The sequence below is a fragment of the Streptomyces broussonetiae genome, from assembly GCF_009796285.1.
In the GTDB taxonomy this organism is placed as follows: Bacteria; Actinomycetota; Actinomycetes; order Streptomycetales; family Streptomycetaceae; genus Streptomyces; species Streptomyces broussonetiae.
Genome location: NZ_CP047020.1, coordinates 6950767 through 6963721, shown reverse-complemented (window position 1 = coordinate 6963721; position 12955 = coordinate 6950767). Strand labels below are relative to the sequence as shown.

The window sequence follows — 12955 nt, the reverse complement described above, 5'->3', positions numbered from 1 at the left end:
GTGACTCCAGATCGAGAAAGTGAGAAATCGACTAAGGACTGTCGCCAAGGTCCGGTGACGAGGGCCGGCGATGAGGACTGCGGGCCGGTGGGCTCGACAACAGCCCACCAGTCTACGGCCTCACCGGCCCGCCTCAGTCATGGGGCGCCGACGGCTCCTTCGCCCGCTCCGCCGCCGGACCGCGCCGGACCGCGCCCGGTGCGCTCCACTCCTGCCGCCTGCGGGCCCGCACCTTGGCCGCCTCGGAGGACGCCAGCTGGTAGGGGACGGAGGTGACCATCACGCCGGGCGTGAAGAGCAGTCGGCCCTTCAGGCGCAGGGCGCTCTGGTTGTGCAGCAGGTGCTCGTACCAGTGGCCGACCACGTACTCGGGGATGATCACGGAGACCGCGTCGCGCGGGGACTCCTTGCGCAGGCTCTTGACGTACTCGATGACCGGCCGGGTGACCTCGCGGTACGGCGAGTCCAGGACCTTCAGCGGTACGTCGATGCCGCGCCGCTCCCACTCCTCGCGCAGCGCCTTGGTCTCCGCGGCGTCGACGTTGACCGTGAGCGCCTCCAGGCCGTCCGAGCGCATCAGCTTGGCATAGGCCAGGGCCCGCAGGGTGGGGCGGTGGATCTTCGAGATCAGCACGACCGAGTGGACGCGGGACGGGCGGACCAGGTCGTCGTCGTCCGGCTCCTCGGGGGCCGCGATCTCCTCGGCGACGCGGTCGTAGTGCTTCCGGATCGCGGTCATCGTCGCGTAGAAGATGCACATGCCGAGAACGGCCACCCAGGCGCCGTGCGTGAACTTGGTGACCAGGACGACGACCAGCACCAGGCCGGTCAGGAACGCCCCGAACGCGTTGATCGCACGGGAACGCACCATGTGGCGGCGCTTGGCCGGGTCCCGCTCGACCGCGAGGAGCCGGTTCCAGTGCCTGACCATGCCGGTCTGGCTGAGCGTGAAGGACACGAACACGCCGACGATGTACAGCTGGATCAGCCGCGTGGAGTCCGCGCCGTACAGGACGGTCAGCAGCGCCGCGGCGCCCGCGAGCAGCACGATGCCGTTGGAGAAGGCGAGGCGGTCGCCCCGGGTGTGCAGCTGGCGCGGCAGGTAGCGGTCCTGGGCGAGGATCGACCCGAGCAGCGGGAAGCCGTTGTACGCCGTGTTGGCCGCCAGGAACAGGACCAGCGCCGTCGCCGCCGCGAGGACGACGAACAGGAAGCTGCCCTTGCCGAAGACGGCCTCGGCGACCTGGGAGATCACCGGGTTCTGGACGTAGCCGGAGCCGAGCGGGTGGCCGTGGTTGATCAGGTCGGTGGCCGGGTTCTCTGCCATACGGACCTTGGTCGTCATGGCGAGGACGATGATGCCGCAGAACATGGTGACGGCGAGCAGGCCCATCATGGCCAGCGTCGTCGCCGCGTTCTTCGACTTGGGCTTGCGGAAGGCCGGGACGCCGTTGGAGATGGCCTCGACACCGGTCAGCGCGGCGCAGCCGGAGGAGAAGGCCCGCAGGAGCAGGAAGACCAGCGCGAAGCCGGCGAGGCCCTGGTGCTCGGCGTTGATGTGGTAGTCGGCGCTCGGTGCCCGCATGCTGTCGCCGAGGACCAGGCCCCGGACGGCGCCCCAGGCGATCATGACGAAGACACCGCCGACGAAGACGTACGTCGGGATGGCGAAGAGCTTGCCGGACTCCTTGACGCCCCGCAGGTTCATCAGCGTGAGCAGCACTATCACGGCGACCGCGCACAGCACCTTGTGCTCGACCACGAAGGGCACCGCGGAGCCGAGGTTCTCGATGCCGGAGGCGATGGAGACGGCGACGGTCATGACGTAGTCCACGAGCAGGGCGCTGGCGACCGTGAGGCCGGCCCGGGGGCCCAGGTTGGTGGTGGCGACCTCGTAGTCGCCGCCACCGCTCGGGTAGGCGTGGACGTTCTGCCGGTAGGAGGCGACCACGGTGAACATCAGCACCACGACCGCGAGGGCGATCCAGGGGCTGAAGTGGTACGCCGACACACCCGCGATGGACAGGACCAGCAGGACCTCGCCCGGCGCGTAGGCGACGGAGGACAGCGGGTCGGAGGCGAAGACGGGGAGTGCAATGCGCTTGGGCAGGAGCGTTTCGCCCAGCCGGTCACTGCGCAGTGCGCGCCCGATCAGGATCCGTTTGGGCACGTCGGTCAGTTTGGACACGACAGAGGATCGTAAAGGTTCGAACAGTCAGCCGCCCACCCGGCGTCGGGGATCTGCCTCATGAGTGAAATCACGGGCGCATGCGACTACGGATTCCGTGCTTCGCGCGCTCCCCGTGTCTAGATGGCAAACCCCGCCTGTCATCGCACTTCGGAGGTTCCATGCCCGCGACCGCGGAGCTGATCGGGGCGACGGTCGCCCTCGTCGGCGTCGGAATCCTGACCCTGTGCAGCGTGCGCAGCATCACTCGCCGGCGCCCGCGTCCGGCGACCGCCGACGCGGAGCACTGACCCGTGCAAGCGTGCTCCGGACCCGTGGATGCGTGAGCACGCCGCCGCGCCGGCCGTCGCCGCCTGCCCGTGCACGTGTGGGCGCCGTGCGCCGCGGCGAGCCGATCGCTGACCCTGCTCACGCGCGTGATCGCGGACGGTCGTCACCGCGAACCCCGGCACAGGGGTGCCCGCCCCCGGGCGCCCGTGTGTAGCTTTGGGCGTCGGTCTGAGACCCTGATGCTGAGCAGTAACTTTTGGACACCGGAAGGACGGTCGTGCACATCGTCATCATGGGCTGCGGAAGAGTGGGTTCCGCTCTCGCCCAGACCCTGGAGCAACAGGGCCACACAGTCGCCGTGATCGACCAGGACCCCACCGCCTTCCGCCGGCTCGGCCCGGGCTTCGGGGGCCGTCGGGTCACCGGTGTCGGCTTCGACCAGGACACCCTGCGCGAGGCGGGCATCGAGGAGGCCGGCGCCTTCGCCGCCGTCTCCAGCGGTGACAACTCCAACATCATCTCCGCGCGCGTGGCCCGCGAGATGTTCGGCGTGGAGAACGTGGCCGCCCGCATCTACGACCCGCGCCGTGCCGAGGTCTACCAGCGCCTGGGCATCCCCACCGTGGCGACGGTCCGCTGGACCGCCGACCAGATGCTGCGGCGTCTGCTGCCCTCCGGCGCAGAGCCGCTGTGGCGCGACCCCACCGGTGGCGTGCAGCTCGCCGAGGTGCACGCCTCCGCGAAGTGGGTCGGCCACAAGATCAGCAGGCTCCAGGAGGAGACGGGTGTCCGCGTGGCGTTCCTGACCCGCCTGGGAGAGGCCATCCTGCCGACCTCACAGACGGTGCTGCAGGAGGGCGACCTCGTGCACGTGATGATGCGGGCGGACGAGGTGGACAAGGTCGAGGCGGCGTTCGCCCAGGGCCCGGAAGAGGAGAGCGGTCACTGATGAGGGTCGCCATTGCCGGAGCCGGCGCCGTCGGCCGCTCGATCGCGGGCGAACTGCTGGAGAACGGCCACGAGGTCCTGCTCGTCGACAAGGCCCCGACCGCCATCTCGGTGGAGCGGGTGCCGCAGGCGGAGTGGCTGCTGGCCGACGCCTGTGAGATCACGTCCCTGGACGAGGCGGCGCTGCAGCGCTGCAACGTCGTCATCGCCGCGACCGGCGACGACAAGGTCAACCTGGTGGTGTCGCTGCTCGCCAAGACGGAGTACGGCGTCCCGCGTGTCGTCGCCCGCGTCAACAACCCCAAGAACGAGTGGCTGTTCAACGAGGCCTGGGGCGTGGACGTGGCCGTCTCCACCCCTCGACTGATGTCCGCCCTGGTCGAGGAGGCGGTGAGCGTCGGTGACCTGGTCCGGCTGCTCCGCTTCAGCCACGGCGACGCCAACCTCGTCGAGCTGACCCTGCCCGAGGAGTCGGCCCTGGCCGGCACTCAGGTCGGCGACGTCCAGTGGCCGGAGGACACCTCGCTGGTCACGATCATCCGCGGCACCCGCGTGCTCACCCCGTCCAAGGAGGACTCCCTGGAGCCGGGCGACGAACTCCTCTTCGTGGCCGCCCAGGCCCGCGAGGAGCAGCTGGAGGAGCTGCTGTCGGTGCGCCGGGAGAGCTGAACCCACGAGGAAAGGGCGCCCTTGATGCCAAGGGCGCCCTTTTCGTCGTACGACGGCCGTGTGCTTTATCGGACGACGGCCGTGTGCTTCGTCGTACGACGGCCGTGTGCTTCGTCGCGTACGCGACAGCCGTCCTCGTCTATCGGCGGTGGCGTCCGCCCGCCTGCTCGCCGCCCTCGGCGGCCAGCGCGGCCTTCCTCTCCTCGGCCGCCTTCTCCTCCGCCTCCATCTCCGCGAACACGTCGATCGGCGCGGGCGCCTTCACGAGGAAGACCCAGGTGAGCCAGACCGCCAGCAGGAACGGCGGGATCTTGAGGGCGACCAGGACCCAGCCGAGCTTGGTGGTGTCGGACCACCAGTACAGCGGGAAGAGGATCGCGCACTTGGCGAGCAGGATCAGGCCCCAGGCCCAACTGGCCTTCGCGTAGGCCTTCTTGCGGCCGGGGTTGCGGGTGCGCCAGGAGAGGTTCTCCTTGAAGACCGGGCCGAGGATGAGGCCGATCAGGGGCACACCGGCGAGGGTGGTGATGATGTACGCCAGCGCCAGGCCCAGCGTGTAGAGCATGCCGGGGAGGTAGAAGTCCTTGGCGTTGCCGGTGAACATCGCGAAGACGACACCGAAGACCACGCCGAAGACACCGCTGAAGGCGTGCTTGACGGTGTCCTTCATGACGAGCCGGACCACGACCAGGACCAGGGAGACGATCAGCGCGGCGATCGCCGAGACGTGCAGGTTCTTGTTGACCGTGAAGATCGCGATGAAGAGCAGGCCCGGCACGACCGTCTCGACCATGCCGCGAACGCCGCCGAACGCCTCGAACAGCGCGGCCTCGGTCACCGCCCTGGCATCGTCGGCCTGCCGCTGACCGGCGTCTTCGGTCGGCTTGTCGAGGGACGTCACCGGCTACTCCCGTCCGAGGGGTCGCAGTTCGTATTTCGGGTTGAACAGCACGCGGCGGCCCCGGCTCAGCGAGATCCGGCCCGATGCGATCAGCCTGCGCCCCGGTTCTATGCCCACGATGGAACGCCTGCCGAGCCACACCACGTCCAGCGCCGCGGAGCCGTCGAACAGCTCCGCCTCCAGGGCCGGCACTCCGGCGCGCGGACGCAGGGTGACCGTGCGCAAGGTACCAGTTACCGTGACGATCTGCCGGTCCTGGCAGTCGCCGATCCGGGTGCAGCCGGCAGTCTCGGCGTCCTCCCGCAGCTCCTCCGACTCCAGGTCCTCCTGCGACGAGGAAAGCCGGTCGAGCATGCGCCGGAACCGGCCTGCCGGCTTTTCGGAACGAGGAACAGCACTCATACCTGAAGCGTACCGGGGCACCCCCACAGAGCCGTAGCCCCGCTCACTTCTCGAACCGGTACCCCATTCCCGGCTCCGTGATGAAGTGCTTGGGGTGCGAGGGGTCCGTCTCCAGCTTGCGGCGCAGCTGGGCCATGTACACACGCAGGTAGTTGGTCTCGGTGCCGTACGACGGCCCCCACACCTCCTGCAGCAGCTGCTTCTGGCTGACCAGCCGGCCGGTGTTGCGGACCAGGACCTCCAGGAGGTGCCACTCGGTCGGGGTGAGCCGGACGTCCCTGCCCGCGCGGTTGACCTTCTTGGCGGCCAGGTCGACCGTGAAGCCCTCGGTCTCCACGGTCGTCAGGTCCTCCTCGCCGGGCCCGACCGGCTCGGCCCGGCGCACGGAGGCCCGCAGCCGGGCCAGCAGCTCGTCCATGCCGAAGGGCTTGGTGACGTAGTCGTCGGCGCCGGCGTCCAGCGCCTCGACCTTCTCGTCGGAGGAGTGGCGGGCGGACAGCACCAGGATGGGCACACGCGTCCAGCCGCGCAGGCCCTTGATCACCTCGACGCCGTCCATGTCGGGCAGGCCCAGGTCGAGCACGACGACGTCGGGGTGGCGGGAGGCGGCGAGTTCGAGGGCGGTACGACCGTCGGGGGCCGCGTCGACCTCGTACTTGCGTGCCTTGAGGTTGATCACGAGGGCGCGCACGATCTGCGGCTCGTCGTCGACCACGAGCACCCGGGTCATAGGGTCTGCCTTTCTGGTTCTGCGATGTCCTCCCCGGCGGGGAGGGACTCGGGACGCGATCCTGCCGCGCGGAGGCTGAGGACCATGGTGAGTCCGCCGCCCGGCGTGTCCTCGGCGTTGAGGGTGCCGCCCATGGCCTCCGCGAAGCCCCGGGCTACGGCGAGACCGAGCCCCACCCCGGCGCCGCGCGGGGCGTCACCGTACCGCTGGAAGGGCTCGAATATCCGGTCCTTCGCATCGTCCGGCACGCCCGGCCCGCGGTCCACCACCCGGACCTCGACACGGTCGGCTATGGCGCTCGCGGAGACCAGCACGCGCTGTCCGCGGGGGCTGTACTTGACGGCGTTCTCCACCAGGTTGGCCACGGACCGCTCCAGCAGCCCGGGGTCGACCGCGACCATGGGCAGCGTCTCGGGGACCTCCAGTTCGACGCTGTCCTCGGGCACACCGACCAGGGCCATCGGGACCACCTCGTCCACGTCGATCTCGCGGATGATCGGTGTGACCGTGCCGGTCTGCAGACGGGACATGTCGAGCAGGTTGCCCACGAGGTGGTCCAGCCGGTCGGCGCCCTCCTCGATGCCCTCCAGCAGCTCCGCCTGGTCCTCCTCGGACCAGGCGACGTCGTCGGAGCGCAGCGAGGTGACGGCGGCCTTGATGCCGGCCAGCGGGGTGCGCAGGTCGTGGCTGACGGCGGCGAGCAGGGCGGTGCGGATGCGGTTGCCCTCGGCGAGCGCGCGGGCCTGGTCGGCCTCCTCCTGGAGGCGCCGGCGGTCCAGGACGACCGCGGACTGCGCGGCGAAGGCGGCGAGCACCCGGCGGTCCTCGGCGGGCAGGACACGGCCGGTGAGCGCGAGGGCCATGTGGTCGCCGACGGGCATGTCGACATCGGCGTCCTCCGGCCGCTGCAGCGGGCGCCCGAACCCGGCGCGCCCGGCGCAGGTCCACGGCTCGACGTCGCTCGCGCGCTCCAGCAGCGCGGCCGACTCCATCGCGAAGGTCTCCCGGACCCGCTCCAGCAGCTCCTCCAGGCTGGTCTCGCCGCGCAGGACATTCCCGGCGAGGAAGGAGAGGATCTCCGACTCGGCGCGCAGCCGGGCCGCCTGGTGGGTACGCCGGGCCGCGAGGTCCACGACCGAGGCCACGGACACGGCGACACACAGGAAGATCGCGATGGCCACGATGTTCTTGGGGTCGGCGATCGTCCACTTGTGCAGCGGCGGCGTGTAGTAGTAGTTCAGCAGCAGCGAGCCGAAGGCCACCGAGGCCAGGGCCGGCAGCAGGCCGCCGAGCAGGGCCGCCGCGACCGTGACGGCCAGGAACAGCAGCATGTCGTTGGCGAGGCCGACGTCGATGGTGTTCAGCAGCACCGCGAGTGCGGCCGGGCCGCCGAGTCCGGCCAGCCAGCCCGAGATGATCCGGGCCCGCCCGAGCCGGGCGCCCCGGGCCACGGGCAGTCCGCGGCCCTTGGCGACCTCCTCGTGGGTGACGATGTGGACGTCGAGGTCGGGGCCGGAGTCCCGGGCGACGGTGGTGCCGACGCCGGGTCCGAAGACGTACTGCCAGGCCTTGCGGCGCGAGGAGCCGAGCACGATCTGGGTGGCGTTGACGCCCCGCGCGAAGTCCAGCAGGGCGGCCGGTATGTCGTCGCCGACCACGTGGTGGAAGGTGCCGCCCAGGTCCTCCACGAGGGTGCGCTGGACGGCCAGCTCCTTGGGCGAGCCCGAGGTCAGACCGTCGCTGCGGGCGATGTACACGGCGAGCACCTCGCCGCCGGCGCCCTTCTCGGCGAGCCGGGCGGCCCGCCGTATCAGGGTGCGGCCCTCGGGGCCGCCGGTCAGCCCGACCACGATCCGTTCGCGGGAGCCCCAGATCTTGGAGACGCGGTGTTCGCTGCGGTAGGCGGTCAGGTACTCGTCGACCCGGTCGGCCACCCACAGCAGGGCCAGCTCGCGCAGCGCGGTGAGGTTGCCGGGCCGGAAGTAGTTGGACAGCGCCGCGTCGACCTTGTCCGGCTGGTAGATGTTGCCGTGCGCCATACGGCGCCGCAGCGCCTGCGGGGACATGTCGACCAGCTCGATCTGGTCGGCCCGCCGTACGACCTCGTCCGGCACGGTCTCGCGCTGGCGCACGCCCGTGATCGACTCGACCACGTCGCCGAGTGATTCCAGGTGCTGGATGTTGACGGTCGAGACGACGTCGATCCCGGCGGCGAGCAGTTCCTCGACGTCCTGCCAGCGCTTGGCGTTGCGCGAGCCGGGGACATTGGTGTGGGCGAGTTCGTCCACCAGGGCGACGGCGGGCGCCCGGCGCAGCACGGCGTCGACGTCCATCTCGCCGAAGACGGCGTCCCGGTAATCCAGTTCCCTGCGCGGGATCTGCTCCAGGCCGTGCAGCATCACCTCGGTGCGCGGCCGGTCGTGGTGCTCCACGAAGGCCACGACACAGTCGGTGCCACGCTCCACGCGGCGGTGTGCCTCGGAGAGCATGGCGTAGGTCTTGCCCACGCCCGGTGCCGCGCCGAGGTAGATCCTGAGCTTGCCGCGTGCCATGGCTCCATTGTCTTCTGGTGACTACTGCCTACGCAGCGTCGACCTTACGGCCAACGATACGGACAAAGGGGACGAGGCCCGGCTCAACGGGTCTCTTTGACGCAACTCTGATGGACAGCGCCGCGCAACGCGAGGAACCGCGGGACCAGGCACGACGGACCGTCGGCCGGTGAACGACACCCGCCCGCACGGCCCGAACCCCAACGACCCGCGGACCCGCACCCCAACGAAACGGGCCGCACCCCTCAAGGGCACGGCCCGTGCAACTGCTGCTGAACCCGGCGGAGCGCTCAGCGAACCTCTGTGATCTCCGGTCCCCGCTGCAGCTGGTCCACTCCGCCGGAGAAGCGGGACTCCTCCTGCGTGACGCCCTCGGGAACCATCTGGGCGTCGTTGGGCAGCTTGAGGACGATCGGGTCACGGGGCGCCATCGGGCCCTCACCGCGGACCACGACGGTGTCGCGGAAGATCTGCTCCAGGAGCCCGGCGGCCTGCGGCTGCACGGCTCCCTGGCCGGAGATCACACCGCGCAGGAACCAGCGCGGGCCGTCCACGCCGACGAACCGCACGACCTGGAAGCCGCCCGTGCCGTCCGGCAGCTGCACCGGCACCTGGGCCCGCAGCTCCCAGCCGAGCGGGCCCTCGACCTCGTCGACGATGCCACCCTGCTGGGTGATGCCGGCCCCGATCTCCTCACGGACCTCGCCCCAGATGCCCTCGCGCTTGGGCGCGGCGAAGGCCTGCAGCTGGATGGCGCTGTCGCGCAGTACGACGGTCGCGGCGACGATCGCGTCACCGGCGACCTCGACCCGCAGCTCCATGCCGTCCACGCCCGGGATGAACATCCCGCCGAGGTCCACGCGGCCCTCGCCCGCGTCCTGCACCTCGGTGCTGTCCCAGGGCCCGTCGGGCCGCGGCCCGGGCTCCAGCCGGACGCGCTCGCGCTCGGCCTCTTCCTCTACCTCGTCCGCCTCGGTGCCGACGCTGTCGACGACCTGCTCGGTCTCGCCGGCCGCGTCCTCGGCGGCACCCTTCTTGTTGCGACGTCCGAACACGTCACTGTCCTTCCCGGTCGGATACGACCGAAGCGTATCGATTCCCACCCGTCGGACCGCCTGCGGCGGCCTGACCGCTTGTGCCGCTCTCGCCGCCCACCGCGGCATGGCCACCGGTGGACCCGAAGCCCCCTTCGGCCCGCGCCGAGCCGGGAAGCTCCGCCACCTCATGGAAGCGGACCCTCTCGACCTGCTGGACGACCAGTTGGGCAATCCGGTCGAAGCGCTCGAACCGCACGGACTCGCGCGGGTCGAGATTCACCACGATCACCTTGATCTCCCCACGGTACCCGGCATCAACCGTCCCCGGGGCATTCACGAGGGCGACACCGCAGCGGGCGGCGAGACCGGAACGGGGATGCACGAAGGCCGCGTACCCCTCCGGCAGGGCGATCGACACCCCGGTGGGCAGCACGGCCCGCTCACCGGGCGCCAAGAGGCACGCCTCGGTGGTACGCAGATCGGCTCCGGCGTCTCCGGGGTGCTCGTACACCGGAAGGGGTACGTCGGGGTCGACGCGTCGGAGCATGACGTCGAGGGGGTTGGGGCTCACGGGTTCACCTCGAAGGCGCGGGCGCGCCGGATCTGGTCCGGGTCGCTCATGGCGGCCTGGATCTCCTCCTTGCGGCCATGGTCGATGAAGTGGTCGACCTTGACCTCGACGAAGAGGGCGTCCGCGCGGACGGCGACGGGCCCGTCGGGGCCGCCGATGCGTCCGGTGGCCCGGGAGAAGATCTTCCGCCCGGCGACGGCGGTGACCTCGGCCTCCAGGTACAGCGTGGTGCCCACCGGCACGGGCCGCACGAAGTCGGTCTCCAGCCGGCCGGTGACGGCGATGGTCCGCAGCAGCCAGTTCAGCGAGCCGAGGGTCTCGTCCAGGGCCGTGGCCAGTACCCCGCCGTGCGCGAGACCGGGGGCGCCCTGGTGGGCGGACCGGACGGTGAACTCCGCGCTCAGCGAGACGCCCTCGCCGGCACGCGCCTGCAGGTTCAGCCCGTGCGGCTGCCCCGGGCCACATCCGAAACAGTGTTCGTAGTGGGCACCGAGGAGTTCCCCGGGCGCGGGCGCGTCGGGGTGCCGTACCGGTTTCACCGCGTCGGCAGGAGGCTGAAGGCTTGCGGAACTACCACTCACAGGCGCAGACCTTACCCGCCCGTCCGTCACCCACCACCGCCCTGCCCGACAGCGCTTCACGCCGACTCCCCCTGACATCGGCGCGCCAGGGATCCCGTGCCAAGCTTGGCCCATGCAGCTCTCCGCCACCCCGTACGAAGAACGCCTCACCGCCCCCCGCTCGTGGTGGTTCATCAGCTTCCTCGTGGGCGTCTCGTTCGCCCTGATCCTGCTTCCCTTCGGCACGCTGCCGATGCTCGGCGGTCTGGTCGGCGGTACGGCGGCGGCGGCGGTGGTCGCCAGTGCGTACGGCTCGCTGCGGATCCGCGTGGTGGGTGACTCGCTGATCGCGGGCGAGGCGAAGATCCCGGTCTCGGCGCTCGGCGCGTCGGAGGTGCTGGACGCGGAGGAGGCGCGCGCCTGGCGTACGCACAAGGCCGACACGCGCGCGTTCCTGCTGCTGCGCGCCTACATTCCCGGGGCCCTGAAGGTGGAGGTCACCGACCCCGAGGACCCGACGCCGTACCTGTACCTGTCGACCCGCGAGCCGGAGCAGCTGGCGGCGGCGATCGAGGCGGCGCGGAAGGCGAACGCCTAGAACTCTTCGGGAAGGCCGCGGATCTCCAGGGGCTCCGCCGACTCCTCCAGGGGCGGCAGCTCGGGCAGTTCGTCCCAGGGCACCTGGATCTTGCGCAGGTCGCTGCGGATACGGGAGGCGAGCTTTCTGGTGTCCCGGCGGTTCATGACCGCGCCGACCGCCGCGCCCACCATGAACGGCATGAGGTTGGGCAGGTCGCGGACCACGCGCTTCATGATCTGCTGGCGCAGTTGGCGTTTCATGCGGCCGCTGAGGGCCGCGTCGTACGTCGACGGCTTCAGCACGTCGATCCCGCGCTCCCCCGACCAGGAGGACAGATACGCGGTGCTGCGGGTCTTGAGGCCGCCCGGCGGCCGTACGCCGTAGACCTCGTGGAGTTCGGCGACGAGTTTCAGCTCGATCGCGGCGACCCCTGTGATCTCCGCGGCCAGTTCGGTCGGCATGGCCGGCGGCACCGGCAGCATCGCCGCAGCACCGATCCCGGCTCCGACCGTCGAGGTCCCGGCCGCCGCCCCCGCCACGAGCTTGTCGGCGAGTTCTTCGGGCCCCAGGCCCGGGAACTGCCTGCGCAGGGTCGCGAGGTCGCGTACCGGCACACGCGGGGCGATCTCGATGATCCGGTCCGCGAGGTATGCCAGCCCCGCGCGGGCGCGGCTACCGCCCTTACGTGCCCCTTCCCGGGCCATGTCCCGGGCCTTGTCACGCATCACCGCGACCCGTCGCCTCGCGACGGGCGCGGGCTGCCGCGCCGATGCCGGGTGGTCGGCCCGGTCGTCCACGGGTGCGAGCGAGGCTCCCCTGCCGGACGAGCCCCGCCCTCCTTCACGCGCGCCGTGCGGGCCGTCCAACGGCCCTGAGTCCGCTTTCCGCACAGGGAAGCGGCGCTTCCGGGGAGGGGTCGAGCCAGTCATGGCCGACCCGTCCTCAGTCGCAGTCGCGGCAGATCGGCTGACCGTTCTTCTCCCGGGCCAGCTGGCTGCGGTGGTGCACCAGGAAGCAGCTCATGCAGGTGAACTCGTCCTGCTGCTTGGGCAGCACCCGGACGGCCAGCTCCTCGTTCGAGAGGTCGGCGCCGGGCAGCTCGAGGCCTTCGGCGGCCTCGAACTCGTCGACGTCCACCGACGAGGTGGACTTGTCGTTGCGTCGGGCCTTCAGCTCTTCAAGGCTGTCGGAGTCGACGTCGTCATCGGTCTTGCGTGGAGTGTCGTAATCGGTTGCCATATCGCTCTCCCCCTCTGGGTGTCTGCGGTGTCTCCAGCGCACGTAACGCGTGAGAGGCCGGACTTGTGCCCGACCTGAGGCGGAGATTTTGCCTCACATCAAGGTCTGTTACTCAATCGACACCCAACCCGACCCCTCAAGAGTGATCGGCTTGGCTGGCGGTGAGGACCGTACACGGTTCGAATGCGACACCTCAAAGTCGCCTCACCGTGTACTTCCCGTGATCAAGAGCCCCGAAAACCCGGACTTTCCCGGCTTTCCACCTTGTGTCATGATCACGGAGCGTACATGGCCGAAAATCCGCCCAT

The 12955-nt window shown here is 70.4% G+C and carries 14 protein-coding genes; 4 read left to right on the top strand and 10 right to left on the bottom strand.

The annotated features are described in order from the left end of the window. Window positions 1-133: 133 nt before the first annotated feature. On the bottom strand, window positions 134-2188 hold the full coding sequence (locus tag GQF42_RS32085; protein ID WP_158925707.1) for an APC family permease: 2055 nt from the start codon (window positions 2186-2188) through the stop codon (window positions 134-136). A 161-nt stretch (window positions 2189-2349) separates the two neighbouring features. Between GQF42_RS32085 and GQF42_RS47015 the strand changes: the two genes are divergently transcribed. From GQF42_RS47015 to GQF42_RS32075, 3 genes are all read left to right on the top strand, one after another. Then, on the top strand, window positions 2350-2478 hold the full coding sequence (locus GQF42_RS47015) for a hypothetical protein (protein ID WP_267906196.1): 129 nt from the start codon (window positions 2350-2352) through the stop codon (window positions 2476-2478). A gap of 257 nt (window positions 2479-2735) precedes the next feature. Further along, window positions 2736-3407, top strand: a complete 672-nt coding sequence (locus GQF42_RS32080) for a potassium channel family protein (RefSeq protein WP_158925705.1) — start codon at window positions 2736-2738, stop codon at window positions 3405-3407. Next, window positions 3407-4075, top strand: a complete 669-nt coding sequence (locus tag GQF42_RS32075; protein WP_158925703.1) for a potassium channel family protein — start codon at window positions 3407-3409, stop codon at window positions 4073-4075. Before GQF42_RS32080 ends, GQF42_RS32075 begins: the two co-directional genes overlap by 1 nt. A 139-nt stretch (window positions 4076-4214) precedes the next feature. On the opposite strand, the gene GQF42_RS32070 is transcribed toward GQF42_RS32075, so the two are convergent. The 7 genes from GQF42_RS32070 to GQF42_RS32040 all read right to left on the bottom strand — a co-directional run bounded on the left by GQF42_RS32070 (window position 4215) and on the right by GQF42_RS32040 (window position 10849). Further along, complete coding sequence (locus tag GQF42_RS32070; RefSeq protein ID WP_158925701.1) at window positions 4215-4976, bottom strand: DUF3159 domain-containing protein; 762 nt, start codon at window positions 4974-4976, stop codon at window positions 4215-4217. Between the two features lie 3 nt (window positions 4977-4979). Continuing rightward, the gene (locus GQF42_RS32065; protein WP_158925699.1) at window positions 4980-5378 is read right to left on the bottom strand and encodes an OB-fold nucleic acid binding domain-containing protein; all 399 of its coding nucleotides are present in this window, start codon (window positions 5376-5378) and stop codon (window positions 4980-4982) included. A 43-nt stretch (window positions 5379-5421) separates the two neighbouring features. Further along, on the bottom strand, window positions 5422-6108 hold the full coding sequence (locus GQF42_RS32060) for a response regulator (RefSeq protein WP_158925697.1): 687 nt from the start codon (window positions 6106-6108) through the stop codon (window positions 5422-5424). Then, on the bottom strand, window positions 6105-8660 hold the full coding sequence (locus GQF42_RS32055) for a sensor histidine kinase (protein WP_158925695.1): 2556 nt from the start codon (window positions 8658-8660) through the stop codon (window positions 6105-6107). Before GQF42_RS32055 ends, GQF42_RS32060 begins: the two co-directional genes overlap by 4 nt. A gap of 290 nt (window positions 8661-8950) precedes the next feature. After that, window positions 8951-9715, bottom strand: coding sequence for a DUF3710 domain-containing protein (locus GQF42_RS32050; protein WP_158925693.1), 765 nt, complete (start codon window positions 9713-9715; stop codon window positions 8951-8953). Between the two features lies 1 nt (window position 9716). Then, the gene (gene dut, locus GQF42_RS32045) at window positions 9717-10244 is read right to left on the bottom strand and encodes a dUTP diphosphatase (protein WP_158930815.1); all 528 of its coding nucleotides are present in this window, start codon (window positions 10242-10244) and stop codon (window positions 9717-9719) included. 20 nt (window positions 10245-10264) lie between these two features. Further along, window positions 10265-10849 (bottom strand): PaaI family thioesterase, encoded by a 585-nt coding sequence (locus tag GQF42_RS32040; protein WP_158925691.1) that lies wholly within the window; start codon window positions 10847-10849, stop codon window positions 10265-10267. A gap of 112 nt (window positions 10850-10961) precedes the next feature. Between GQF42_RS32040 and GQF42_RS32035 the strand changes: the two genes are divergently transcribed. Then, window positions 10962-11426, top strand: a complete 465-nt coding sequence (locus GQF42_RS32035) for a DUF3093 domain-containing protein (protein WP_158925689.1) — start codon at window positions 10962-10964, stop codon at window positions 11424-11426. Here GQF42_RS32035 and GQF42_RS32030 read toward each other — a convergent pair. Beyond that, complete coding sequence (locus GQF42_RS32030; protein ID WP_199272870.1) at window positions 11423-12337, bottom strand: hypothetical protein; 915 nt, start codon at window positions 12335-12337, stop codon at window positions 11423-11425. The genes GQF42_RS32035 and GQF42_RS32030 overlap by 4 nt on opposite strands. A gap of 13 nt (window positions 12338-12350) precedes the next feature. Then, window positions 12351-12647 (bottom strand): DUF4193 domain-containing protein, encoded by a 297-nt coding sequence (locus GQF42_RS32025; protein ID WP_003997302.1) that lies wholly within the window; start codon window positions 12645-12647, stop codon window positions 12351-12353. Window positions 12648-12955 lie beyond the last annotated feature (308 nt).

Excerpts from the sequence above, each read along its gene's own strand:
- GQF42_RS47015 (WP_267906196.1), top strand. The coding sequence starts at position 2,350 with ATGCCCGCGACCGCGGAGCTGATCGGGGCGACGGTCGCCCTCGTCGGC.
- GQF42_RS32025 (WP_003997302.1), bottom strand. The coding sequence starts at position 12,647 with ATGGCAACCGATTACGACACTCCACGCAAGACCGATGACGACGTCGAC.
- GQF42_RS32035 (WP_158925689.1), top strand. The coding sequence starts at position 10,962 with ATGCAGCTCTCCGCCACCCCGTACGAAGAACGCCTCACCGCCCCCCGC.
- dut (WP_158930815.1), bottom strand. The coding sequence starts at position 10,244 with ATGCTCCGACGCGTCGACCCCGACGTACCCCTTCCGGTGTACGAGCAC.
- GQF42_RS32030 (WP_199272870.1), bottom strand. The coding sequence starts at position 12,337 with ATGACTGGCTCGACCCCTCCCCGGAAGCGCCGCTTCCCTGTGCGGAAA.
- GQF42_RS32075 (WP_158925703.1), top strand. The coding sequence starts at position 3,407 with ATGAGGGTCGCCATTGCCGGAGCCGGCGCCGTCGGCCGCTCGATCGCG.
- GQF42_RS32065 (WP_158925699.1), bottom strand. The coding sequence starts at position 5,378 with ATGAGTGCTGTTCCTCGTTCCGAAAAGCCGGCAGGCCGGTTCCGGCGC.
- GQF42_RS32055 (WP_158925695.1), bottom strand. The coding sequence starts at position 8,660 with ATGGCACGCGGCAAGCTCAGGATCTACCTCGGCGCGGCACCGGGCGTG.
- GQF42_RS32060 (WP_158925697.1), bottom strand. The coding sequence starts at position 6,108 with ATGACCCGGGTGCTCGTGGTCGACGACGAGCCGCAGATCGTGCGCGCC.